Annotated in this window: 22 protein-coding genes; 17 read left to right on the forward strand and 5 right to left on the reverse strand. The window is 63.2% G+C overall.

What is annotated here, in order from left to right; genetic code table 11:
- Window positions 1–169 precede the first annotated feature (169 nt).
- Together EIC84_RS01320 and EIC84_RS01325 are read right to left on the reverse strand one after the other, a co-directional pair.
- The gene (locus tag EIC84_RS01320) at window positions 170–2176 is read right to left on the reverse strand and encodes a U32 family peptidase (protein ID WP_003063288.1); all 2007 of its coding nucleotides are present in this window, start codon (window positions 2174–2176) and stop codon (window positions 170–172) included.
- A 59-nt stretch (window positions 2177–2235) separates the two neighbouring features.
- On the reverse strand, window positions 2236–2970 hold the full coding sequence (locus EIC84_RS01325; RefSeq protein ID WP_003063287.1) for an NUDIX domain-containing protein: 735 nt from the start codon (window positions 2968–2970) through the stop codon (window positions 2236–2238).
- A gap of 237 nt (window positions 2971–3207) precedes the next feature.
- Here EIC84_RS01325 and EIC84_RS01330 point away from each other — a divergent pair, with 237 nt between their 5' ends.
- The 10 genes from EIC84_RS01330 (at window position 3208) to EIC84_RS01375 (ending at window position 13196) form a co-directional block, all read left to right on the forward strand.
- Window positions 3208–3759, forward strand: a complete 552-nt coding sequence (locus EIC84_RS01330) for an RNA 2'-phosphotransferase (RefSeq protein WP_003063285.1) — start codon at window positions 3208–3210, stop codon at window positions 3757–3759.
- Window positions 3756–4379 carry a phosphate acetyltransferase gene (locus EIC84_RS01335; protein ID WP_003063283.1) on the forward strand — a complete coding sequence of 208 codons (624 nt, stop codon included), beginning with the start codon at window positions 3756–3758 and terminating at the stop codon, window positions 4377–4379. The genes EIC84_RS01330 and EIC84_RS01335 overlap by 4 nt, the downstream gene beginning before the upstream one ends.
- Window positions 4376–4945 (forward strand): NADAR family protein, encoded by a 570-nt coding sequence (locus EIC84_RS01340; RefSeq protein WP_003063282.1) that lies wholly within the window; start codon window positions 4376–4378, stop codon window positions 4943–4945. The genes EIC84_RS01335 and EIC84_RS01340 overlap by 4 nt, the downstream gene beginning before the upstream one ends.
- Window positions 4942–5853 (forward strand): ADP-ribosylglycohydrolase family protein, encoded by a 912-nt coding sequence (locus tag EIC84_RS01345; RefSeq protein WP_003063280.1) that lies wholly within the window; start codon window positions 4942–4944, stop codon window positions 5851–5853. The genes EIC84_RS01340 and EIC84_RS01345 overlap by 4 nt, the downstream gene beginning before the upstream one ends.
- Before the next feature lie 487 nt (window positions 5854–6340).
- Window positions 6341–7528: a branched-chain amino acid ABC transporter substrate-binding protein gene (locus tag EIC84_RS01350; protein WP_003063279.1), complete on the forward strand. Its 1188-nt coding sequence runs from the start codon at window positions 6341–6343 to the stop codon at window positions 7526–7528.
- Between the two features lie 62 nt (window positions 7529–7590).
- A complete protein-coding gene (tadA, locus tag EIC84_RS01355; RefSeq protein ID WP_134737289.1) occupies window positions 7591–8964 on the forward strand; it encodes a tRNA adenosine(34) deaminase TadA in 1374 nt (457 codons plus the stop codon).
- Window positions 8965–9254: 290 nt separating this feature from the next.
- Complete coding sequence (locus EIC84_RS01360) at window positions 9255–10304, forward strand: LD-carboxypeptidase (RefSeq protein ID WP_003063276.1); 1050 nt, start codon at window positions 9255–9257, stop codon at window positions 10302–10304.
- Window positions 10305–10455: 151 nt separating this feature from the next.
- Window positions 10456–10914: a hypothetical protein gene (locus tag EIC84_RS01365; RefSeq protein ID WP_003063274.1), complete on the forward strand. Its 459-nt coding sequence runs from the start codon at window positions 10456–10458 to the stop codon at window positions 10912–10914.
- Complete coding sequence (locus EIC84_RS01370) at window positions 10911–12695, forward strand: hypothetical protein (RefSeq protein WP_003063272.1); 1785 nt, start codon at window positions 10911–10913, stop codon at window positions 12693–12695. Before EIC84_RS01365 ends, EIC84_RS01370 begins: the two co-directional genes overlap by 4 nt.
- 135 nt (window positions 12696–12830) lie before the next feature.
- On the forward strand, window positions 12831–13196 hold the full coding sequence (locus EIC84_RS01375; protein WP_003063270.1) for an STAS/SEC14 domain-containing protein: 366 nt from the start codon (window positions 12831–12833) through the stop codon (window positions 13194–13196).
- Window positions 13197–13260: 64 nt separating this feature from the next.
- Here EIC84_RS01375 and fusA read toward each other — a convergent pair whose 3' ends face one another.
- Window positions 13261–15384: an elongation factor G gene (gene fusA, locus EIC84_RS01380; RefSeq protein WP_003063268.1), complete on the reverse strand. Its 2124-nt coding sequence runs from the start codon at window positions 15382–15384 to the stop codon at window positions 13261–13263.
- A gap of 225 nt (window positions 15385–15609) precedes the next feature.
- Here fusA and EIC84_RS01385 point away from each other — a divergent pair, with 225 nt between their 5' ends.
- Entirely contained in the window at window positions 15610–15855 is a 246-nt protein-coding gene (locus tag EIC84_RS01385) for a hypothetical protein (RefSeq protein ID WP_003063265.1), read from the forward strand.
- Window positions 15856–15887: 32 nt separating this feature from the next.
- Here the strand turns inward: EIC84_RS01385 and EIC84_RS01390 are convergent, their stop codons facing one another.
- Complete coding sequence (locus EIC84_RS01390; protein ID WP_003063263.1) at window positions 15888–16280, reverse strand: hypothetical protein; 393 nt, start codon at window positions 16278–16280, stop codon at window positions 15888–15890.
- Between the two features lie 184 nt (window positions 16281–16464).
- On the opposite strand from EIC84_RS01390, the gene EIC84_RS01395 reads away from it, so the two are divergent.
- Window positions 16465–19038: a penicillin acylase family protein gene (locus tag EIC84_RS01395; protein WP_003063260.1), complete on the forward strand. Its 2574-nt coding sequence runs from the start codon at window positions 16465–16467 to the stop codon at window positions 19036–19038.
- 127 nt (window positions 19039–19165) lie between these two features.
- Here the strand turns inward: EIC84_RS01395 and EIC84_RS01400 are convergent, their stop codons facing one another.
- Window positions 19166–20146, reverse strand: a complete 981-nt coding sequence (locus tag EIC84_RS01400; RefSeq protein WP_003063257.1) for an alpha/beta fold hydrolase — start codon at window positions 20144–20146, stop codon at window positions 19166–19168.
- A gap of 157 nt (window positions 20147–20303) precedes the next feature.
- On the opposite strand from EIC84_RS01400, the gene EIC84_RS01405 reads away from it, so the two are divergent.
- The 5 genes from EIC84_RS01405 (at window position 20304) to EIC84_RS01425 (ending at window position 24698) form a co-directional block, all read left to right on the forward strand.
- Complete coding sequence (locus EIC84_RS01405; RefSeq protein WP_003063254.1) at window positions 20304–21365, forward strand: aldo/keto reductase; 1062 nt, start codon at window positions 20304–20306, stop codon at window positions 21363–21365.
- A gap of 69 nt (window positions 21366–21434) precedes the next feature.
- The gene (gene ybaK, locus EIC84_RS01410) at window positions 21435–21935 is read left to right on the forward strand and encodes a Cys-tRNA(Pro) deacylase (RefSeq protein ID WP_003063251.1); all 501 of its coding nucleotides are present in this window, start codon (window positions 21435–21437) and stop codon (window positions 21933–21935) included.
- A 196-nt stretch (window positions 21936–22131) separates the two neighbouring features.
- The gene (plsY, locus tag EIC84_RS01415; RefSeq protein WP_003063247.1) at window positions 22132–22818 is read left to right on the forward strand and encodes a glycerol-3-phosphate 1-O-acyltransferase PlsY; all 687 of its coding nucleotides are present in this window, start codon (window positions 22132–22134) and stop codon (window positions 22816–22818) included.
- 84 nt (window positions 22819–22902) lie between these two features.
- A complete protein-coding gene (locus EIC84_RS01420; RefSeq protein WP_003063244.1) occupies window positions 22903–24429 on the forward strand; it encodes a DUF4178 domain-containing protein in 1527 nt (508 codons plus the stop codon).
- Between the two features lie 50 nt (window positions 24430–24479).
- Complete coding sequence (locus EIC84_RS01425) at window positions 24480–24698, forward strand: DUF350 domain-containing protein (RefSeq protein ID WP_003063240.1); 219 nt, start codon at window positions 24480–24482, stop codon at window positions 24696–24698.
- Window positions 24699–24839: the final 141 nt, after the last annotated feature.

The raw sequence follows: 24839 nt of genomic DNA on the forward strand, positions 1-24839 counted from the left end.
GCTTTCAAGCCTTGAAACCCGCGCCAGATGGTGATTTGCACGGATTGCCTAAAAAATAGACGATTTGAGCAAAGGGATTGAACCGAGGGTTTTTACCAGTGGTTTTGAGGCTGTAAAAAAGCCCGCCAACCGTTGCCGGTGGCGGGCTTTTTTGTGGGCTCAAACGTGCTCAGGAAAGTTGCTGAGGCGTGGGGCGTGTGCGGTAGAACTGCATGGGAGACTCTTTCATTTCCTTGGCATGCTGGTTGAGCACCGACTTCTTCATCTTGCCAACCACATGCATCTCGCAGGGCTTGCAGTCAAAGCGCAGCGTGAGCTTTTCCTTGCCGTTGATCAGCTGCAGCGGCTCTGCCTTGATGGTGCCCTTGACGCCGATCACGCCCTTGGCCTGTTTGGGACACAGGCTCATCGAGAAGCGCACGCAGTGCTTGGTGATCATCAGCGAGACTTCGCCTTCCTCTTCCTTGCTCTCGTAGGCGGCGTCGATGATCTTCACACCATGCTTCACATAGAAGTCATGGGCCTTCTGGTTGTAGACATTGGCCAGATAGGTCAGTGTGTCTTCAGGAAAAGGCACGGGCGGCTCCACGGGCTTGGCGCGGGGCAGACGCACAAAGCCGTCGGCGCGGGCCTGTTCCAATGCGGCAACGGCATCGCGACGCAGCTGGTTGAGCACGGAGGCGGGTACAAACCAGGGCTGACTCAGGCTCAGTGAAATATCGTTCACCTCGAAAACCGTCGCGCCAAAGCGTCCCAGTTGCTCGCGCAGCGTGGCTTCTGCCTTGGCTGGGTCGGTGGCGCTCTGGTGCTCATGCGCGATGGCGGCAGCCCCGACAAACCCGTCCTCGTCGGTCAGCGTCAGCGCAAAGCCGGCAGCAGCTTCCTTGAACTCGGCCCATAGACCGATACGGCGCTCGCTGGACTTCTTCTCCAGCGTGCGTACCCAGTCCATATCGCGGTTGCGGTTGATTTCCAGGCCCTTGCGCAGATCCTTGAATTCGGCGATCTCGTTTTTGGGGAAGACGCGCCAGATGCCTTTTTTGGCGCTCACGCATTCGGCACGGTTGATGTGCACGCCCACCAGTTCCTTTTGCAGATCGTAGTAGCACAGACCGTCGCCGTTGTGCAGCTCGGCGGTCTTGTCGCTGGTTTCGATCTCGAACCATTTGTCGCCGACCTGTGTCACCCAGCCGATGGCACGACCCGGTGTCTTGGGCGTGTCGAAGGCGCCGATGTCATCCTTGCGGCCGTTGACGAAGTAGTCTGTGAACTCGCGGTTGAAATTCTGATCCGGATCGGGTTCGAACGAGAAAGTGGTGCGGCCTGACGACGAGCGCGCCAGCGGCTGATCGGAGAACTCGCGCTCCTCGATGATTTCGTCGAGCAGCTTGCGGTAATGGGCCGTGATGTTCTTCACATAGCCCATGTCCTTGTAGCGGCCCTCGATCTTGAAGCTGCGCACGCCGGCGTCGATCAGCGCGCGCAGGTTATCGCTCTGGTTGTTGTCCTTCATGGACAGCACGTGCTTTTCGTGCGCGATGATGCGGCCGCTGGCGTCTGTCACCTCATAAGGCAGGCGGCAGGCCTGGTTGCAGTCGCCACGGTTGGCGCTGCGTCCGGTATGGGCATGGCTGATGAAGCACTGGCCCGAGTAGGCCACGCACAGCGCGCCATGCACAAAGTATTCGATGGTGGTGCGGCTCGGGTCTGTCGCGGCGCGCACGGCGGCAATCTGTTTCAGATCCAGCTCGCGCGCCAGCACGATCTGCGACAGGCCGGCGTCCTGCAGAAAGCGGGCCTTCTCGGGCGTGCGGATATCGGTCTGGGTGGACGCGTGCAGCTGGATGGGTGGCAGATCGAGTTCCAGCAGACCCATGTCCTGAATGATCAGCGCATCGGCGCCGGCGTTGTAGATCTGCCAGGCCATATCGCGTGCGCCCTGCAGCTCATCGTCGCGCAAGATGGTGTTGAGCGTGATGAAGATGCGGCTGCCAAAGCGGTGGGCATGCTTGATGAGCCGCTCCAGATCGCGGATGTCGTTGCCTGCAGTCGCTCGCGCGCCAAAGGCCGGTCCGCCGATATAGACGGCGTCCGCGCCATGATTGACGGCTTCGATGCCGATATCGGCGTCGCGCGCCGGGGACAGGAGTTCGAGCTGGTGGGGCAGGAGAGACATAGGGGCAGGATTATCTCAGCAAGCCCCGGTTTCGGCACAGCGGCGGGTAATCGCCTGTATCAATGGCCGCGTGGGCTGAATGTGCGCGGAAATACCACGGGCCCGCTGCGGTCCGCCAGCCGGTAGCCCATGGCGGGGCGGTTCGACACGCCTTCCACATGGCCGGCTTCGACCAGAAAGTTCGCTGCCAGCATGCGGGTGCGAAAGCCGCTTTTGTCCACGCTGCGACCCAGCACGGTTTCATAGACTTGCTGCAACTGAGGCAGGGTGAAGGGCTCGTTCAGCAAAAAAGCGGGCAGCGAGGTGTATTCGACCTTGCTGCGCAGTCTCTCCACCGCCGCCTGCAAGATGCTGCCATGGTCAAACGCCAGTGCGGGCCGGCGCAGCAATTCATCCACTTCGAACCAGGCCACATCGGCCGCATTGGCGCCTTTGGTCAGTTGCAGTTCATGGGCGGGAATCAGCGCAAAGTACACATGGGTGGCCGACCAGCCACGCGGATCACGTGCCGCGCCGCCCCAGCTGCCAAGCTGTTCCAGATAAGGGCTGTCCACACCCGTCTTCTCCTTGAGCTTGCGCGCGGCGCAGGCCTGCAGATCGGCATCGAGATCCACATTCACAAACCCTCCGGGCAGGGCCCAGAGGGCGGGAAATGGATCGTCTTCATGGCCTGGGCGTTGCACCAGCAATACATTCAAGCGGGCTTGCGCAATCGTGAAGATCACCACATCCACCGTGGTGTAGGGACGGGGAAAGTCCGGCGCTGGCTTGGAGTGACGCTGTGTAACGGTCATGAATCAGGCTTGACTGGATGAATGTTGGGTTGTATTGTACAACTTGCATAAGTTGTTCAATGCAACTTATATCTGTAGCTGGAGCACAGTCCAAGCATGCAGACGAATGCCAACAAAGCAGGGTCCGGGTTTGCGACCAGGCTGTGGCACCGCGGAAAGTACGCCCAGGCCGGGCCTCGGCAGCGCTAGAACCTGTCATGAGCCAGGACGACAGCTTCAAACAAAGAGAACAAGAAAATGAAAAATCAAAACACCACTGCACGCAGCAAATTCCTCAGCCTGGTGCTGAGACACAGTCCCGAGACCATAGGCCTCAAACTCGACGATGCGGGTTGGGCCCACACCGATGAACTGCTGGCCTGTCTGGCGCGCTCCGGCCGACCCACCAGTCTGGAGGATTTGCAGATCATGGTGGCCAATAACAACAAGCAACGCTATTCCTTCAGCGCAGATGGCAAGCGCATACGCGCCAATCAGGGCCACTCCATCAAGGTCGAACTGGGTCTTGAGGCAAGACGCCCTCCGGCAGTGCTCTACCACGGCACGGCCACGCGTTTTCTGGATGCGATCTTTCATGAGGGCCTGAACCGGCAGTCACGCCATCATGTCCACTTGTCGGAAAGCCAGGCAGTGGCTGCTCAGGTCGGCAGTCGTCACGGCAAGCTGGCCTTGCTGCAGGTGGACGCCGCGCGTATGCAGGGCGAGGGCCATGTGTTCTACCGCTCCGACAACGGCGTGTGGCTGACCGATGTCGTCCCGGCCCGGTATCTGCTGAAGCTACCGTCATGAAAGTTTCAAAAATCATAGCTATCGACGCAGATGGCGTGCTGCTGGACTACAACCTCGCCTATGCCTCAGCCTGGGAGCGGGTGTTTGGCGAGCGTCCGGTGTTGAAGCAGCCTGACGCCTACTGGGCCATGGAGCGATGGGGGGTCGCCAACTTGCAGGGCGAGGCTCTGAACCGTTTTCGCACCGGCTTTGATGCGCAGTTCTGGTCCGGTATTCCCGCGATTGCAGGAGCGCTACAGGCTTGCGAGCAGCTGTGCGCCGCCGGTTACGAGCTGGTCTGTGTGTCGGCGATCAAGCCGCAGTTCGCCGAGGCTCGGCAGACCAATCTGCGCAAGCTGGGCTTTCCCATATCGCGTGTGATCGCCACCAGCAGCCGTACTGATCCGGGCCTCAGCCCCAAGGCTCAAGCCCTGGCCCAGTTGCAGCCCTTGGCATTTGTCGATGACTTTCTGCCGTATTTCGAAGGCGTGGGCGAGCGGATGCACAAGGCACTGGTGCTGCGCGAGCAAGGCGGGTCGCCCAATACCGGGCCGGGTCTGCAGGCCATTGACTCCACTCACGCCACGCTGGCGGGCTTCTCCCGTTGGTGGCTGAACCATTATCAAGAAGAACAGACATGAACCGAGATTACGAAATTCGATCCGTACCCGATCTGGTGGCCCAGCTCGACCAAGGCTACCGCCCCAAATACCTTTGCTTCTGGGGCCATCAGCCCGAGAAGAATGGCTCAGCGGGAAAAGGCTGCCTGAGCCAGTGGTTTCCTGCTCCATTCACCGTCGAAGGAGACCGCTTTGCCACGGCAGAGCATTTCATGATGGCAGCCAAGGCGCGGCTGTTCGGGGATGAAGAGGCGCGCGCTCAGGTGCTGGCTGCGCCGTCTCCGGCCAGTGCCAAGCAGATAGGGCGCAGCGTGCGAAATTTTGACGAGGCACGCTGGAAGGCGGAGTGCTTCGATATCGTGGTGCGCGCCAGTGTGGCCAAGTTCTCGCAGAACCCGGCCATGGGGGAGTTTCTGCTGAGAACTGGTGAGCGTGTACTGGTCGAGGCCAGTCCGCGCGACCGCATCTGGGGCATCGGCATGGGCGCGGCCAATCCCGACGCCGAGCAGCCGCGCAAATGGCGCGGACAGAACCTGCTGGGTTTCGCGCTGATGGCCGCGCGTGCGCAGCTGAGGGGCGGACAATGAGCACGCTGGACCGTTTTGAAGGCGCTCTGCTGGGCCTGGCCTGCGGCGATGCCGTGGGCACGACGCTGGAGTTTCGGACGCGCGGCAGCTTTGCGCCGCTGACCGATATGGTGGGGGGCGGGCCGTTTTCACTGAGGGCCGGACAATGGACGGATGACACGTCCATGGCTTTGTGCCTGGCCGAGAGCCTGGTCGTCAAGGAAGGTTGCGACCCCGGGGACCAGATGACGCGCTACGCCAACTGGTATCAGTGGGGTTACTGGAGCTCCACCGGTCACTGCTTTGATATCGGCATGGCAACACGCGAGGCGATACAGCAATACCTACGCACCGGCAATGCGCTGGCGGGAAGCGAAGATGCGCGCAGCGCCGGCAATGGCTCGCTGATGCGGCTGGCCCCGGTGGCCATGGCGTATGCCCATGACGAGCAAGAGGTGCAGGAGCGGGCGGCGCTGAGCTCTCGCACCACGCATGCGGCTGCGGAGTGTCTGGATGCCTGTCGTCTGTTTGCCGTGGCATTAAGCCGTGCCCTGCGGGGTGCAGGCAAGGCGCAGGTGCTGGATCTGGCTGCACTGCCGTTTGGCAGCCCACGCATTGCCGAGATTGCGCAAGGCAGCTGGCGCAGCAAAAGCCGCGAGCAAATCCAGAGTTCTGGCTATGTGGTGCACAGTCTGGAAGCTGCCTTGTGGTGTTTCGACCGTCACGAGAGCTTTGAAGCCACCGTGCTGGAGGCTGCCAATCTTGGTGATGATGCCGACACCACAGCGGCCATTGCCGGCCAGATCGCGGGGGCGTTCTGGGGGCGCAGAGGCATTCCTGCGCACTGGCTGGAAAGACTGTATCAGCAGGCTGATATTCGCGCGCTGGCGCAATCGATTTATGCGCTGAATCAGGTGCTGGCCCGATAGATTGAGCGTGGCCATGCTCCCACCACGGGACCTGCTCACACTGTGCAGGTAGGTCACAGATCCTTGGTTGTCGCCGCGGAGGTCGGGCCTGCACGGTCTGCGGGTGCCTGTGGCCGTGGTGAACTTGCCGGCCTTCAAAAAAGGCTTTCCCTGCAGCCAGGAAAGTCCGGCGCAGCGTGCACCATCCCTGTCAACGCGGCACAATCAAGGCGCTGAGTCGAGTCGGCGATGGTGCAAGAGCATGGTCGGCAGCTTCAGCCGAAATCCGAAATATCCCCAGCAGCCGGAGTCTGTGCTCAACGCAGGAAGAGTCGGGCCTGCTCGGGCTTGCTAGCAATTGCTCCAATGGAGTTCTGGTCCTTAGACTCCAGGGTTTGCCCCTTCGCTTGCACATCGAGCTGGTATCGCAGGCTTTGCCGCTACGCTTGAGGCTTTGGCCTGGCGTAGGCTTGCGTGCCACAGCCTTCCGCTTCATCAAGGAGAAAGCATGTCCATGACTGATCGCTCGGCCCAGCGCCGCTGTGTTCGCACCTCGTCTGCCCTGAGCCTGGCCCTGGTCGCCGCATCCCTGTCGTCCGCTTACGCTGCGGATGCGGAAAAGCCTCTGGTGGTGCGCATTGCCCATGGAGGCCCGGTCTCCGGTCCCATCGCAGCCCTGGGCAAGGATGAGGAGAACGGCGTGCGCATGGCGGTTGACGAGCTCAACGCCCGCAAGCTGCAACTGGGCGGCCGTCCCGTGCACTGGAAGCTGGAGGCCGGCGACGATGTGGGCGACCCCGGTCAGGCCACGGCGCTGGCACGCCGCTTCTGCGACAAGAAGGTGGCGGCCGTGGTGGGGCATCTTCAGTCGGGCACGACCTTGCCGGCTGCCAAGATCTACAACGACTGCGGCATTCCCAATATCACCCCCGCAGCCACCAACCCCGCGATTACCGAGGCAGGCTATGACGACACCTTCCGCGTCATCGCCAATGACCGGGCCATGGTCAATGCCCTGCTGGACTATGCCGTCAAGCATCAGGGCGTCAAACGCATCGCGATCGTGGACGATCGCACGGCCTATGGGCAAGGCATCGTCAAGCTGTTTGAAGCCGCAGCGGCCGAGCGCGATGTGCAGATCGTCGACAAGCAGTACACCAGCGACAAGGCCACTCAGTTCTCGTCCATCCTGACCGCCATCAAAGGCCGCAAGCCCGATGCGATCTTCTTCGGCGGGCTCGATGCACAGGCCGGTCTCATGCTGCGCCAGATGTCGCAGCTGGCCATGAATCAGGTGAAGTTCCTGGGCGGCGATGCGCAATGTTCGGAGCGCCTGCCTGCCATGGCCGACAAGGTGCCGGCGCTCAAGAACGTGGTTTGCGTGATGAGCGGCAGCTCCCTGGGCAATATGCCCGGCGGTCTGCTCTGGAAGCAGAAGTACGATCAGCATTTTCCCGGCCAGTATCAGGTCTACAGCCCTTACGCGTATGACGCGACCATGGTGCTGGCCAAGGCCATGCTGAGTGCCGATTCGGCCCAGGCCGAGGCTTATCTGCCCCGCTTGCGCCAGATGCGCTACGAGGGGGTGACGGGCACGATTGCCTTTGATTCGCAGGGCGAGTTGCAAAGCCCGCGGGTCACGCTCTACGGCTATGACTCCGGCGAGCGCAAGGAACTGGTGATCAGCGGTCATTGAGCGGTATCGGTGTTTCTTGAAGGAATATCCGTCAAGCCTTTGTCTGTCAGGTGCATATAGCTATGGATTTTGATGCTTCCGTGCACGAGCACTTCATGCACCAGGCGCTGGAGCAGGCGCGCCGCGCCGCCGCCTGTGGCGAGGTGCCGGTGGGGGCTGTGGTCGTCAAGGACGGGCAGGTCATAGGCCGCGGTCATAACAGCCCGCTCTCTGCCCAGGACCCAACGGCCCATGCCGAGGTGCTGGCCCTGCGCGAAGCGGCTCGGACTCTGGGCAATTACCGGCTTGAGGGCTGCACGCTGTATGTGACGCTGGAGCCCTGCACCATGTGCAGCGGTGCCATGCTGCATGCGCGTGTGGATGCCGTGGTCTATGGTGCGGCCGAACCCAGGACCGGTGCGGCAGGTTCGGTGCTCGATGTCTTCGACTACCCCGCCATCAATCACCAGACGCGGGTGCTGCGTGGCGTGCTGGCCGCGCAATGCTCGGCGCTGATGGCCGAGTTCTTCCAGCAGCGACGCCAGGAAAAAAAAGCGCAGCAGCCGCACCCGCTCAGGGACTGGGCGCTGCGCAATGCCGATGAGGCGTTTGCCGACCTGCCCGCCTGGCCCTGGCGGCCGCAGTGGCGCAGCGACCTGCCGGCGCTGCAGGGCCTGCGTCTGGCGGTGGTCGATGAAGGGCCTGAGGATGCAGCACTGACCTGGCTGTGCCTGCATGGCAGCCCGGGCTGGGGCTATGGCTTTCGGCATCTGCTGCCCGATTTGCTGGCCGCCGGTTATCGTGTGGTGGTGCCCGATCTGCCAGGGTTCGGGCGCAGCGACCAGCCCAAGAAAGACAAACGACACAGCGCGCAGTGGCATTTGCAGGTCATCACCGAGCTGATCGAAGCGCTCAACCTGCGGCGGCTGGTCCTGGTCGGGCAGGGCGATGGCGGCCGCCTGGGTCTGGCTGCAGCGCAAGCCCTGCCAGAGCGCTTTGCCGGCGCGTGGCTGATCGATACCTGGCCGCTGAATGCGCAGCCAGAGCCGCGTCGGCAATGGTTTGAGCAGGCAGCGCGCAAGCCCGGCTGGGATGTGGCCAGGACCATGGCCGAATTGGAAGGGTGCAGCAATGCCGAAGAGGACCGCGCCTGGAATGCACCGTTTGCGCAGCCCGGCCATCGGGCCGCGCTCAAGGCCTGGCCGCGTTTGCAGACCGAGCTGGCTGCGCCGCCCGCCGATCTGCTGCAGCAATGGGCGCAGGCCGGCAGGCTGTGGCTGCAGCCCGCAGCCACGCAGCAGCCCGTGTCTGCTGCGCAATGGCAGGCAGCCTGGCTGCAGGCCGTTCCGCAACTGGCGGTGCAGGCCGGGGTCTGGCGGCAAACCCGGCCTGGCGCTCCGGTTCCTGCAGCACAGCAGGGCGGTGGTGCAGCGGCTGTGGAATACTTTGCGCCGTAGCCCGATCGGTCAGACCGGCGGAGCAAGAATCTGAACTAGGACTTACGCAAACAAGAATGCAACAAGGGCTCGCCTTCTGAGGCAGTCGCCCGGCCTGAACCTGTTTTGCGGAAGTCGTATGAACTTCTGAATCTGCGGATTCACCCACTTTTCACGGAGCATGCGGCCGACGGTCGCATGAAAAGGCTTTGGCAACCTCGCGCAAATCCCCTGGATCCACTACAGCGTCCCAGCAGCAAGATCCCCGCCACGCCCACTCGCACGGGCAGGAGTCGGTCCACCAGGCTCATGTGCATGACGAGCACTGCAGCCATGAGCACGGTCACCACGATCATCACGACCATGTGCACAGCGCCGATGGCAGCTGCTGCGGCCATGATCACAGCCATGGCGGCAAGCATGTCTATATCTATTCGCCCTCGGGGGCGGTGCGCGACAAGGCAGCCTTCAAACGCGGCATCAAGCAGCTGGAGGCCCTGGGCCACGAGGTGGAGGTCGATGCCGATGCGCTGGCCAGCAGCCAGCGCTTTGCGGGTGACGACGCCACCCGTCTGGCTGCTATCCACCGTGCAGCGGCCAGCGGAGCCGATGTGGCGCTGATTTCGCGCGGCGGCTACGGTCTCACGCGCATCCTGCCGGGCATCAAGTACAAGACCGTGGCGAAGGCGATTGCGGGCGGTACCAAGTTTGTCGGCCTCAGCGACTTCACGGCTTTTCAGCTGGCCATGCTGGCACAGACCGGTTCGGTCACCTGGGCGGGTCCCGCGCTTAACGCCGACTTCGGTGTGGACAGCAAAAAGACCGGCGAGCCCGTGGACGACATCATGCTGGACTGCTTCGAGGACCTGCTTAGCGGCCAGGGCGAGGGCGCGGGCTGGCAGATGCCCAGGATTGGCGAGCTGCCCAATGGCAAGCCACAACTCAAGGACTTCTATGTTCCTGGCGGGGCCACCTTGTGGGGCGGCAACCTGGCGGTGCTGGTGTCCTTGCTGGGCACGCCTTACTTCCCGCAGGTCGACGGCGGCATTCTGTTCATCGAAGACGTGGGAGAGCATCCCTACAAGATCGAGCGCATGCTGACCCAGCTGCTGCTGGCGGGCGTGCTGCAAAAGCAAAAAGCCATCATCTTTGGCCAGTTCACCGATTTCAAGCTCACCACCCACGACAAGGGCTTCAAGCTGCAGACCGTTGTCGACTGGCTGCGCATGCAGCTCAAGCGCCCCGTGCTGCAAGGCCTGCCCTTCGGCCATGTGCCCACCAAGGTGCTGCTGCCCGTGGGCGCGCAGGTATCGCTGTCTGTGGAAGGCCGGGATGCGCTGATCTACTGGGGGCATGTCTGACGACAGAATGCCGCTGAGGTTGAGCCGCCAGCATGGCCTGCGCCTCGTGTATGTGCCTAAGAAGATTCAGTTTTAATAGCTGTTAACGTAGGCCGCATATGGGCTGAATGCCAATCTGGCTTGTATTTTTGAGATCTGGAAGGACGCACGCATGGGCAAGGCTGCACTGCCGTGGACCGAGGAAATGCTGGCCCTGCTGGGCCAGGAAAAAGACGCCGTGCTGGCCCAGCGCTGGGGCACATCGGCCAAGACGGTCAACCTCAAGCGCAATGCGCTGGGCATTCCCGCCTTCGGGCATTTCCAGTGGACACAGCCAGCGCTGGCTCTGCTGGGCCGGGAAGCGGACGCCGAGGTGGCGAAGCAGCTGGGCATCAGCAAGGCCAGCGTGGTGGTCAAGCGCACCGAGCTCGGTATTGACTCGGTGACAGGAGCTGCTGCCAGCAGCGCTTTCGACTGGAGCAACGAGGCTGTGGCTTTGCTCGGCACCGCATCCGACGCCAAGATTGCCGGGCAACTGGGCCTGAGCCGCCTCACGGTCTACAACGCGCGCATCGCCAGGGGGATTGCTGCAGCAGGCCGTGGGGCAGCGGGCAAGAGCCGCGAACCATGAACCGTGCTGGCGCGCCAGCGACCGAGCTTGGGCCGACCCGGCCGCGGACTCTGCTGCGCGCGGTACTGCTGGGCTGGCTGTGGCTGGCGGCCCTGGCCGGCTTTTCCCATCTGCTGACGCGCTTGCCGCCCTGGGGCTGGCTGTTCGCAGTCTTGTTGCTGGTGCTGTTGCCAGCCTGGGGGCATTGGCTGCTCCTGATGCTGCGCAAAAAGCTGCTGCGCTTGCAGTTCGCGCCGCAGGGGCATATCGGCCGCTGGCTTGGCGGCGGTTGGTGGCCGGCCTGCAAGGCATTGGCACTGGCCTTGCTGCTGTGCACCAGCTCACTCTGGCAGGCCTGGTTTCTGGCGCCCTGGGAATGGGCGCTGCTGGCGCTGGCACCCTTGCTTTATGTCTTGCTGGCCTGTGGCATGCAGGCGGGCCTGAAGCGAGAGTTTTCATCGCCGGCCTTTGCCTGGGCCTGGGCTCAGCGCGCTGCCACTTGGCTGCTGTTGGTGCTTTGGGGCGGCAGCTGGCTCTGTGCCATGGCCAGCCAGCAGGATCTGGGGCGGGGGCTGGCCCCAGGCATGGAGCCCGAGGCATTGAATCATGCGCTGGCCCAGATTCACGCAGCGCCCTCGGGGCTGGTGCGCTGGGGGCTGGATGCCCTGCTGGCCGTGCAACTGGCGAGTGGCGCCATGGCCGACCTGCCCCAGTTGCCCGTGCTGCGCCTGTTGCTGCTGGCGCTGTTCGGCCCCGTAGGCGTGTTGCTGTGCCTGGGGCGCGCCATGCAGGGGGCATCGGCTTCCTCGGCGCTGCTGCTGCAGGCCAGGCCTTCGGGGGCAGTGCGCAATGCCGCGCCTTTGCTGGCCCTGGTTGCCGTGCTGGTGCTGGGCATTCTGGTGCAGACCACGGCCGCCCTTGACGGTCTGGCGCGTGCGCAGGAGAGCCCGCTGGCGCTCAAGCGTCTGCCCGAGTGCGAGCGCGTCGGGCAGCAACTCTATCGCCTCGGCACGCTGAACGCCACACGTCAGCAGGTCCTGCAACTGCTGGGGCGGGCCCAGGCCGGGCAGGCCCTGTGCCAGAGCATCCCGCAGATGAACCGGCAGCTGGATGCCGCCGTCGAGCGCTATCTGGACTGGTATTTCAGTCTGGGGGCGGAGTGGGGCCGCATCCTCAGTCTGCTCACGGGCGATGTGAGCCAGTTTCTGCAGAACAAGCTCAGCGAAACCCTGGGAGCCACGCCAGGGCTGGAGGGCTGGGTGCAGACTCTGCAGAAGCAGGCACTGACCAGCGGCGCTGCTCTGGCCGAGGGCCAGCAGCGCATTGAGGAAACCCTGACGCGTCATCATCTGGCCCTGAGTCCCGAGCAATGTCTGGTGCGTGCCGAGGTTGCCAGCCTGCCTGCGCTGGAGCTGCTGGGCGATGCACGCCAGCGGCTGACGGCCAGTGCCCTGGTGGGCACGGGGGGCGGTGCTTTTGCCGCAGCCGTCGCGGGCAAAGCCATGGCCAAGACCTCGATGAAGGCCGCCAGCAAGGTGCTGGCCAAGGCCGCTGCCAAGCAGGGTCTGGGCAAGGCCGGGGCAGCGGTAGCCGGTGCGGCCGTGGGCTCTGTCGTTCCCGGTGTCGGCACGGCCGTGGGGGCGGTGGCGGGAGCGGTCGCTGGTGTGGTGCTGGGCGTGGGGATTGACTGGGCGGCACTTTATGCCGAAGAACTGCTGACACGCGATGCCATGCGCGCCGATCTGCGTGCCGCGCTGGGCGAGCAGATGCAGAGCCTGAGCCGAGCCATGGGCTGCCAGTAGGCGAATCAGTCGGGTTTCAGCAAGTCCGTACAGAGCGGCGGCAAGAGCCGAGGAAAACCTGTGCTGCGGGTGCTGTCTAGGGCTGCATTCCCGCGAGCGCAGGCGTACAGTGAAGTTTCGCTGCAGGAGTTGCATATGCTCAATTACTCCCTCATGAAACCCGAAGGCATCTTGCTGCTGGAGCCCCATGGGCCCCTGACCGAGCAGGATTTCGACGGCGTCAGCCAGGATGTGGACGAATTCCTGGCCGAGCATCCCAAACTGCATGGGGTGATGATTCAGTCCAAGGACTTTCCCGGCTGGGAAAACTGGGCCGGCTTCAGCGCCCATATGGGCTTTGTCAGAGACCATCGCCATCAGGTGGAGCAGATCGCTCTGGTGACCGACAGTCATTTGGCGGGCATGGCCGAGTTCGTCGGCAGGCATATCACGCATGCCGAGGTCAGGCATTTCCCCTTTACCGAAGATGCCATGGCCATGCAGTGGCTGCATGCGGCCTGAGTCGTCTGTCTGAACCCGCCCGGCAACTCTGCCGCCGAGCCGCGGCAAAGTTGCCTGGATCCGCCTAGCCCTGTTTTCGGTGACCGGTCGTCGCGGTCGCTGCGGTTGCTGCCTGCTGGGGGGCCTGTGCGTAGCGCTTGAACTCCATGGTGTAGGTGGCGCGGCCCTGAGTCATGGAGCGCAGATGCGTGGCATAGCCGAACATTTCCGATAGCGGTACCTCGGCCCTGATGGTCTTGCCGTCGCCTGCGATATCGTCCATGCCCTGCACGGCGCCGCGGCGCGAGGACAGATTGCCCATCACGGCGCCTGCGTATTCTTCGGGCGTCTCCACCTCGACGGCCATGATGGGCTCCAGAATCACAGGGTCGGCTTTCTTGCAGGCTTCCTTGAAGCCCAGGATGGCGGCCATGCGGAAGGCCTGCTCCGAGGAGTCCACATCGTGGTAGGAGCCGAAGGTCAGCCGCACCCGCACATCGACCACGGGGTAGCCGGCCAGAACGCCCGAGTTCATGGCTTCACGCAGGCCTTTTTCCACGGCAGGAATGAACTCGCGCGGAATCACGCCGCCCTTGATTTCATCGACAAATTCAAAGCCCTTGCCCGATTCCAGCGGCTCCACGCTCAGCACCACATGGCCGTACTGGCCCTTGCCACCGGACTGGCGCACGAACTTGCCGTCCACATCGTTGACTGTTTTGCGAATGGTTTCGCGGTAGGCCACCTGGGGCTTGCCCACATTGGCGGCCACATTGAATTCCCGTTTCATGCGGTCGACGATGATTTCCAGGTGCAACTCGCCCATGCCGGCAATGATGGTCTGGCCCGATTCCTCGTCGGTGCTGACTCTGAAGGACGGGTCTTCGGCCGCGAGGCGCGCCAGTGCCAGGCCCATTTTTTCCTGGTCGGCCTTGCTCCTGGGTTCCACGGCCTGGGCGATCACGGGTTCGGGGAAGGAGATTTTTTCGAGCACGATGGGCGCTTGCGGATCGCACAGCGTCTCGCCCGTGCTCACGTCCTTGAGGCCCACGCAGGCCGCAATGTCGCCGGCGCGGATTTCGTCGATCTCCTGGCGTGCATTGGCATGCATCTGCACGATACGGCCTATGCGCTCCTTTTTACCCCGGGTCGGGTTGTAGACCAGATCGCCCTTGGTCAATACGCCCGAGTAAACGCGTACAAAGGTCAACTGGCCCACGAAGGGGTCGGTCATGAGCTTGAAGGCCAGGGCGGCGAATCTCTCATCATCGCTGGCATGGCGTATCAGCGTGGTGCTGGCGCTGTCGTCCTCGCTATGCCCTTCGATGGCAGGAACATCGAGCGGCGAGGGCATGAGCTCGACAATCGCATCGAGCAGGCGCTGCACGCCCCGGTTCTTGAAGGCCGAGCCGCAGAGCATGGGCTGAATTTCGGTGGCAATGGTGCGCAGGCGCAGGCCGGTGATGATGTCCTCGGCATCGAGGTCGCCGCTGTCCAGGTATTTCTCAGTCAGGACTTCATTGGCCTCGGCAGCGGCCTCCACCATTTTCTGGCGCCATTCCTGTGCGCTGGCCAGAAGCGCAGAGGGGATCTCCTGGTACTCGAACTTCACCCCCTGCGACTCGTCGTCCCAGAAGATGGCTTTCATCTTGATGAGGTCGACCAGACCATGAAAACCGGCTTCGGCTCCGATGGGGATGACGATGGGAACCGGGTGGGCCTTGAGGCGGTCCACCATCATCTGGCGCACACGAAAGAAATCGGCGCCCACGCGGTCCATCTTGTTGACGAAGGCCAGGCGCGGCACTTTGTACTTGTTGGCCTGGCGCCAGACGGTCTCCGACTGTGGTTGCACGCCGCCCACGGAGTCGTAGACCATGACTGCGCCGTCGAGAACGCGCATGGAACGCTCGACCTCGATGGTGAAGTCCACGTGGCCAGGGGTGTCGATGATGTTGATGCGATGGGCCGGGAAATTGTGTTCCATGCCCGACCAGAAGGCCGTGGTGGCTGCCGAGGTGATGGTGATGCCGCGTTCCTGCTCCTGCTCCATCCAGTCCATGGTGGCAGCGCCGTCATGGACTTCGCCCAGCTTGTGGTTGACCCCGGTATAGAACAGTATGCGCTCGGTGGTGGTGGTCTTGCCGGCATCGATATGCGCGGAGATGCCGATATTGCGATAGCGTTCTATGGGCGTGTGGCGAGCCATGATGACCTCCCTGAAACACAGTTCTGAAACTGAAGTGCCGGCGCCATGGTTGCGGAGCCGGCAAGCAGAGGAAACGCATCGGAAATACTAGAGAGATGGCTACAAACTCACTGCCAGAGTGGGTATGGCCCGCGGCATAAAACACAAGCCGCAGGCCAGGGCGCAAGGCCTGGAGCCTGGCGGGCATCCGGCTTTCCCTTCATTCAAGAACAAGGACTTGTGAACATGACAGAGCAGAGCATTCAGATCGCAGCCCACAAGATGGTCTACATCCTGGTGGTGGAGCAAAGCTTGCGTGCCGGTGAAGGAATGAGCGAGAAAGCGCTTGCTGCCGACCTGCAAAAGCATGGCATCTTCGACGGCGAGCGTCAGTCTGCGCTGGACTGGGCCGTCGCGAGGGGCTGGCTGCAAAAAGCAGGCGGCGAGGTACGCCTGACTGAAGCCGGCTTCGACATGAATTTCACGCAGTAGCGGCAGGCGTCGGGCAGCCGCCGCCCCGGCGCCTATTCCAGATAAACGCCTTTTTCCTTTTTGCGCGCCCGCATGCCGGTGCGCAGGAACAGCTCGCTGCCGCCCTGCACGGCCAGGGGCTGACCGGGCTTGCCGCCGTCCTGGGCCAGATGGGCATCGGCGCGCGTATTCCAGTGCTCCAGCAGATCATGCAGGGCAAGGCGCTCTGCTTCGGTCAACTGCGGATGCTGCTCCAGGAACTCCTGCAGATACTGGCGCGCATCCAGCTCAAGCTGCTCGCGCGTGGTGGCCAGCGAGATATAGCTGATGTCATCGTCGCGCCCGCTGGTATGCGTGCCCAGCAGATAGCAGCCGATATAGTCGCCCCGGGGCTGACCCACGGCCGGGTCCTGGCTGAGTTTCTTGAACAGACTGAAGGGCCACATGCGTTGAATTCCTTGGGACTGACGCGAACAGGGAAACACGACAGGCATGGAGCGCCATGCCTGATCCGAATCTGCGTAAGTCGTTTTCCTAACACCGGGCCGTGGCCCAAACAGGTATTGTCGCCCATGGCTGGACGCGATCAGCATGTGGATGTTGCGCACCGGACGCATGACAAGAGGCGATATGGGAGACATCACTTCGGCGGCAGAACCTTCCGCCCACCCTTGGCTCAGGCGCACATGGCATCTGGCGGTTGCGGCCACCGGGCTGGTTTTGCTGGCAGGGGCCGCGTTGGCGGTCTATGGCGTGCGGGCCCAGCCGCGCATGGACGGCAAGCTGGTCCTCGCCGGGCTTGAGCGCAGCGTGTGGGTCAGGCGCGACGAGTCCGATGTCACGCATATCAGCGCCCAGTCGCCGCAGGATGTCTGGCGGGCCCTGGGCTTTGTCCATGCGCAGGAGCGCGGCTGGCAGCTCGAGTTCAACCGCCGTCTCATGCAGGGACGGCTGTCGGAGATTCTGGGCCCGGCCACGCTGGAGCTGGACAAGCTGATGCGTGCTCTCGATATCCATGGTGCGGCGCGTCGCCAGTACGCGGCGCTGCCGCCCTCGGTGCAGGAGGCCTTGCAGGCCTATAGCCAGGGTATAGCCGCCTTTTACGCCAGGCCTTCGCAGGCTGCAGCGCCGGAGTTCCTGCTGTTGGGCACCAGGGCCGGAGCAGGAGGGCCATCGACCTGGGAGCCTGAAGACACCGTGGGCTGGGCGCTGATGATGGCGCTGGATCTGGGCGGCAACTGGGGCAACGAGTTCGCACGGCTGAATCTGCTGCAGGTCCTGAGCACCGAGCAGCTGTGGCAGCTGATGCCGGCCTATCCGGGCGAGCAGCCCGCGACGGCGGTGGATCTCGCCAGCCTGTACCGCCAGCTCGGTGTTTACCGGGAGACGAATGCCCAGCCCAAGGCTTCGGCGCCGGCCGGGCAGATTCAATCAGTCTTACAGCAATGGGCGGCCTCCATGGCGAAGGATATGGGCACGAATGACGGACTGGGCAGCAATAACTGGGTGGTGGCCGGCAGCAAGACCCGAAGCGGCAAGCCCTTGCTGGCCAACGATCCGCATCTGGGGCTGAGCGCTCCGGCCATCTGGTACTTCGCGCGTCTTCAGTCGCCAGAGGGCCGGGCCGGTGACGGCAGTGCCCTGAGCGAGCTGGATGTGACAGGGGCCACCTTGCCCGGCATGCCCTTTGTGGTGCTGGGCCGCACGGCGCAGGTGGCCTGGGGCTTTACCAACACCAACCCCGATGTGCAGGATCTGTATCTGGAGCAGATCAACCCGGCCGATGCCAGCCAATACCGCACGCCCACGGGCTGGGAAAAGTTTGTCGTGCGCGAGGAAATCTTCAAGGTCAAGGGCCAGAGCGATGTCAGGGTGACGCTGCGCAGCACGCGCCACGGCCCGGTGATCAGCGACGCGCAGCAGCAATATGGCAAGGTCATCAACACCGATCGCTATGCGCTGGCCCTGCGCTGGGCGGCGCTGGATACGGACAACCGCACGGTGGAGGCCGGCCTCAGGGCCAACGGGGCGCAGACTGTGTCCGAATTGTTCGAGGCATTCTCCATCTACCACTCGCCCATGCAAAGCATTGTGGCGGCCGATGTGCAGGGACATATCGGCTTCAAGGCCGCAGGCAGGGTGCCTGTGCGTGCGCCCGGCAATGACTTGCGCGGCGTGGCGCCGGCGCCCGGCTGGGATGCGCGCTATGACTGGCAGGGCTGGCTGGGGTACGACCAGACGCCGCAGGACGATGGCGGCACGCGAGGCTTTGTGGCCACGGCCAACCAGCGCGTGACGGAAGCCGGCTATGCGCATTTTCTGACCCAGGACTGGAGCCTGCCCTACCGCCACCAGCGCATAGAGCAGTTGCTGGCGGCAGGCAGCGAGCATGACGTGGCCAGCATGGCGGCGATTCAGAACGATGTGCAGTCCCTGGCCACCCGGGCCTTGCTGCCCGTGCTGCGCAAGGCTCAATCGAGCCACGCCCTGGCAGCGCACGCACAGCAACTGCTGGCGGGCTTTGATGGGCTGATGGAGCGGGACAGGCCCGAGCCGCTGATCTTCTCGGTCTGGGTCGACGAGCTGACGCGCGGCCTGGTGATTCCGCGTATTGGCGAGCAGCGCTTTGTCATGAGCTACGGCAAGCGGGACTTCCGTGCCGGGCTGGAGGGAATGCTGGCGCGCAATGACGCCTGGTGGTGCGCGCCGCTGAGCTGCGAGCAACAGGCCGGACAGGCGCTGACCCGCACGCTGGACAAGCTGCAGTCGGCCTACGGCAATGATCCGCGCCAATGGCGCTGGGGCGCTGCGCACCCGGCGCTCAGCGCGCACAAGCCTCTGGGCTCGGTGGCGGCACTGGCGGGGGTCTTCAATGTGAGCGTGGCCTCGGGCGGCGACACCTATAGCATCAATGTCGGGCAGTACAACGCCAACCCGCCGCCCTCCGATGCCAAGGGACCGCTGGCCGGACGTTTTGTCAGCCGCCACGCGCCCTCGCTGCGCGCCATCTACGACCTCGGCGATCCGGAGTCCTCGCAGTTCATCTACCAGACCGGGCAGAGCGGACTGGCGCTGTCGGCCCGTTATGCGGACATGAGTGCGGAGTGGGTCGATGGCCGCTACCGAAAGCTGCAAATGCAGCCGAGGCGCTGGCGCCATGTGCTGGAGCTGCAGACCGGACAGGGCGTGGGCGGCTATAAATAAGTGAGCTTATAGCGCATGTTGTAAATTGATTTCAGATATAGATAATGCTGAAAATCAATGATTACATGCGCTACAAGCTCCTGTAGAGATAGCAAGCAGCAGTCGCAGTCTCAGCAGTAGCAGTCTTTCAGCGCAGAAAGTCCTCGATCAGCCTGGCCACGGCCTCGGGCTGGTCGTGGTGCAGCATATGGCCTGCGTCCTGCACGCGGGCGATCTCGCATTGTGGGATGTGGCGAATGCGTTCGTGGTATTGCTCCAGCGTGTAACGGCCCTGGTGCCAATGGCCCAGGCTGTCGTCCGAGGCTTCGACCGACAAGGTAGGTGCGCTGATGGCGGCCAGGCAGGCAAGTGCTTCATCCACGCGATACAGATAGGGGTTGGAGAGCTTGTGTGCGGCGTCGCCCAGAATATGCCAGCGACCCTGGGCATCGGGGGCCGACCAGTGATGAGCCAGCCATAGGGCTTTGTCGCGGGGCAGGCGGCGATTGGTTTTCTGCAGGCGATTGGCCACGGCCTCCACGCTGTCGTAGGGGGCGAGACCCATGGCGCCCGCCCGCTGCTCGCGCAGCTGATCCATCCATTGGGCCAGACGCCCGGGGGCCTGGTCGGGCCTTGTGGGCGCCATGCCGAAGCCCTCGAGATTGACAAAGCGGCGTATACGCTCGGGCCGCGCGCCCGCATACATGCAGGAGATATTGCCGCCCATGCTGTGGCCGACCAGGTCGATGGGCCGATCGGGTGAAATCTGCTCCAGCAGCATGTCCAGGTCGGCCAGGTAGTCGGTGAAGTAGTAGCTGTCGCAGGGCTCGGCGCTGCGGCTCAGGCCGAAGCCGCGCCAGTCGTGAGCAAGGATACGGCGGCCCTGCACAAAGGCGTCGCTGAAGGCGTCGACCACAAACTGGTAGGAGGCGGCCACATCCATCCAGCCATGAGCCAGCACCAGCACGGGCAACTCGGGATCGATTCCCGAAACTGGTTCGGGCTCCCAGCTGCGCTGGTGGTAGTGCATATTGCGCACGGGCAGCATCTGCGAGCGCCACTGGCGGCGCGGCTGATAGGGCGGGATATCGGTGAGCTGGCCGGTCAGCGTGGGGTTGTGCGTTGTCATATTGTCTCCGTTGTTTTGATTATTGCTGCGCTTGCAGCATGGCCCGTCGTGCACGGGACAGCTGTGTCAGCAAAAACAAGGAGTCTGCCCTGATCTTGTACTGTCAGGCTCTAAACTTGGAAGCATGACTTCTGCTGCATCCACTTCCCGTCTTTCCATGAATCCCGTCGCTCTGGGGCAGAGCGATCTGCGTGTCAGCCCCATCTGTCTGGGCACCATGACATTCGGCGAGCAGGTCGATGAGGCTCAAGCCTGGCGCATCATGGATCGAGCCGTCGAGCGCGGCGTGGATTTCTTCGACACGGCCGAGATGTATGCCGTGCCCGCCCGTGAGGCCACCTTTGGCGCGACGGAATCCATTATCGGCCGCTGGCTCAAGGCCCGCCCCGGCATGCGCGAGCAGATCACGCTGGCCAGCAAGGTGGCCGGCCCCTCGCGCGGCATGCCCTGGATCCGCGAAGGCTCGGGCCTGTCGGCGGATGACATTATTCGTTCCTGCGACGCCAGTCTAGAGCGCCTGCAGACCGAGGTGATCGACCTCTACCAGATCCACTGGCCCGAGCGCCATGTGCCGGCCTTCGGCGGCATGTATTACGACCCGAAAAAGGAAAGCTCGCTCACGCCCATCCACGAACAGCTGCAGGCGCTGGCCGGTCTGGTCAGGCAGGGCAAGATCCGCCACATCGGCCTGTCCAACGAGACGCCTTATGGCGTGCACGAGTTCGTGCGCCTGGCAGAGCAGCATGGACTGCCGCGTGTGGCTGCGATCCAGAACCCTTACTGCCTGATCAACCGCAGCTATGAGAACGGGCTGGACGAAAGCTGTCACCGCCTCGAGGTGTCGCTGCTGGCCTATTCGCCGCTGGCTTTCGGCCTGCTGACGGGAAAGTTCGATCAGTTTGCACCGACCGAGGCCGGTGCGCCCAAGGAGGCACGCATTGCCAGGTATGAATCCGTGCAGAAACAGCGCTGGGGTCGCCCCGATGCGCTGGCCGCAGCGCGCCGCTACAACGCGCTGGCGCGCGAGCACGGCCTCACTCCCACGCAGCTGGCATTGGCCTTTTGCTACACCAAGTGGCAGGTGGCCAGCACCATCATCGGTGTGACTTCGGTAGCCCAGCTCGACGAGGATCTCGATGCCTGGGAAACCAAGCTGTCTGCCGAGCTGCTGGCCGAGATCGACCGCATCCGCTGGGAGATGCGCGATCCCGCTGTCTGATCGCTTTATTGAGGGAAAATGGCGGATGGCCCATATCGGGCATGCGCCACTAGCTATCAAAATTGAATCATGGCAAAAAAAGACAAAAACGCCCATGTGAGCGAGACTCCAGCCACGCAGATGCTCAGGGCCCACAAGGTGGAGTTCACCGAGCACCCCTATGACTATGTGGAGCATGGCGGCACTGAAGAGTCAGCGCGCCAGCTGGGGCTGGACGAGCACGCAGTGGTCAAGACCCTGGTGATGCAGGATCAGGATGCCAAGCCGCTCATCGTGCTCATGCATGGCGATTGCAAGGTATCGACCAAGAACCTGGCGCGCCAGATCGGGGCCAAGAGCGTGGAGCCTTGCAAACCCGACGTGGCCAACCGCCACAGCGGCTATCTGGTGGGCGGCACCTCACCCTTCGGCACTAGGCGCGAGATGCCGGTCTATATCGAGGAAACCATACTCGCGCTGCCACGCATTGCCATCAACGGCGGGCGGCGCGGCTATCTGGTGCAACTGGCCCCTGAGGTTTGTACCCGTCTACTCGATGCCCGGCCGGTGCACTGCGCGCTGGCAGAATAGGGGACTAGCCAGCCGGGGGCAGACGCCGGCCGGCAAAAATGTAAACAACAAGGACTTACGCAAACCAGGATGCACAACGGGCATGGCGGTCTACAAACCGCCATGACTGATCCGGGTTGCGCAAGTCGTGACAACAATCGGTGCCGTCGACCTTGGTTGGCGAGCCTTAGGGCCAGTCTCTGGCCGAGGAATTCCTTTGAACGCCCTCTATCCCGTTATTGCCGTCATCGCGGCCTATCTGATTGGTTCGCTGTCCTTTGCCGTCATCGTCAGCCGCGTCATGGGCCTGAACGATCCGCGCACCTATGGCAGCGGCAACCCCGGGGCCACCAATGTGCTGCGCTCGGGCAGCAAGGCGGCTGCGGCCGTCACGCTGCTGCTGGATGCGCTCAAGGGTCTGGTGCCTGTGGTCCTGGTCAAAGCCTTCGGCGCGCAGTTCGGGCTGGGCGACAGCACGGTCGCGCTGGTCGGCCTGGCGGCTTTCCTGGGCCATCTGTACCCGGTGTTCTTTGGCTTCAAGGGGGGCAAGGGCGTGGCCACGGCCTTGGGCGTGCTGCTGGGCATCAGCGGCTGGCTGGGTCTGGCGACGGCGCTGACCTGGGTCATTGTGGCCGTGTTCTTCCGCTATTCCTCCCTGGCCGCGCTGGTGGCATCGGTGTTCGCGCCCGTGTATTACGTGCTGTGCAGCGGCATTGTCTGGGATGCGGAAACCCCCATCACTGCCGCGATTGTCGTGATGGCGATCCTGCTGGTCTGGCGTCATCGCGAAAACATTCAGCGCCTGATCGCCGGCAAGGAATCCAGGCTGGGACAGAAAAAGACCGATGGCTCCAAGCCTGCAGAGGGCGCTGCCCGCAAGAGCGGTAAGAGCAAGCATCGCTAGGGCGCGGCTGCTGCATTTCTCCGAGGCCGCCCTCAGGCCTTTTCCATTCAAGCGCAAGAAGCTCCTGATTAAATAGCAAAAAATATGGCTTCCAGCCCATCGCAGCGCGACTACAGCGCTCCCTGTCCTGGTTGTGGCGCGCCGGTCCACTTCGCCAGTGCGCAATCGAGTTTTGCCGTCTGCGAGTTTTGCCGCAGCACCGTGTTGCGCGATGGCGAGACGCTCAAGCGCATTGGCTCCATGGCCGAGGTGTTCGAGGACTACAGCCCGCTGCAGCTGGGTGCCTCGGGCATGGTCAAGCGCAACGGCAAGCCCGAGCCCTTCACCATCGTGGGCCGCGCGCAGTACAAAAGCGCGGCCGGCAACTGGTCGGAGTGGGTAGCTACGCTCAGCAACGGCGAGCTGGCCTGGCTGAGCGAGGACAACGGCAGCTTTGTCTTTGCCGTGAACTGGCAGCCGCCGGGCTGGAACGTGAAAGAGTTCCAGCAGCGCGAATGGCGCATGGGCCGCGAGCTCAAGGCAGGCACCGAATCCTTCACCGTCACCAGCATTCAGGATGCGCAACTGATGGCGGCTCAGGGCGAGCTGCCCCAGCTGCCCCAGCTCGGCAAGAGCTTCAAGCTGGTGGAGTTGCGCAGCGACAAGAACCAGATTCTCTCCATCGACTTCAGCGACAAGACACCGGCCTTCAGCCTGGGGGCAGCCGTGGCGCTGGAGGCTTTGCAGATGCAGGGCCTGCGCAGCAGTGCCCAGCAGAAAGCCCAGGGCCGCCACTTCAACTGTCCCAAGTGCGGTGCCGTGGTGCCCGTGCGCTTCGACACCACCAAGGCCCTGAGTTGCCCCAGCTGCGGCAGCCTGATCGACATGTCCAAGGGCATGGGGGCGGAGCTGAGCTATGCCGAGCAGCGCAGAAAGGTCAAGCCTCTGATTCCGCTGGGCAGCGAAGGCACACTCGACGGCCTGAAATGGCAGGTCGTGGGTTTTCAGAGGCGCAGCGGGCGTGGTCTGGGCGAAGATGAGGACGACAGCTTCATCTGGGACGAGTACCTGCTCTACAACAAGAAGGCGGGCTTTTCGTTCATCGTCGATTCGGAAGACGGCTGGAGCACGGCCCGCGTCATCACGGGTGCTCCCAAGCTCAGCAAGAACGGCGCCACTGCGACCTATCTGCAGCGCAAATACCAGCGCGATTACGCCTACCTGGCGGAGACGGAATATGCAGAGGGCGAGTTCTACTGGCCCGTCTTCAAGGGCGCCAAGTCCAGCAATGTGGACTTTGCCAATGGCGGCAAGCAGTCCACGCTGGCGCTGGAGACCGCCAATCAGGAAACGACCTGGACCCATGGCCAGCGCGTTTCGGCTGAGACGGTGGCCAAGGCGTTCGGCACGGCCAAGCTCAAGGATCGCTCCCAGGTCAGTCCTCTGTCGGGCAGCGGCTTCAGCTGGGGCACGATTCTGTTCTGGTTGTTCCTGCTGCTGTTCATCCTGCCGTTCCTGCGTGCCTGCATGTCCAGTCCCAACTGCGACCCGCGCACAGATCCCAACTGCACATACAGCCGCTCCAGCAGCGGTTCCTACGGTGGTTACACCTCGGGTGGCAGCCATAAATAAGCTCGCTGCTCTCACAGGCAGGCTCCCCATCTCATTACAGGAGAGACATCATGAATTTCGACTGGTTCAGCGCCCAGAACTTCTTCGGCTCCATCATCTACGCCCTGGTGGGCGTGGTGGTGTTCTGGCTGTGCTTCATCATCATCGACAAGATCACGCCCGTGGACATGTGGGCCGAGATCGTGGAGAAGCACAACAAGGCACTGGCCATGGTGGTGGCGGCCATGTGCCTGGGGATCAGCATCATCGTCGCTGCGGCGATACATTGAGGCTCCCCCTGAGGCGCTGCGCGCCTTCCCCCTCTCTCTACGCGCTGGGCGCTAGGGGAGGGGGACGACAGCTTTGCTGCGGGGCGGCCCTTGCTCGCTGTCCCTGGCAGGCAGAGGACGGCGCGCCTGTTTTACGGTTAA

The sequence above is a fragment of the Comamonas sp. A23 genome (assembly GCF_004522605.1).
In the GTDB taxonomy this organism is placed as follows: domain Bacteria; phylum Pseudomonadota; class Gammaproteobacteria; order Burkholderiales; family Burkholderiaceae_C; genus Comamonas; species Comamonas thiooxydans.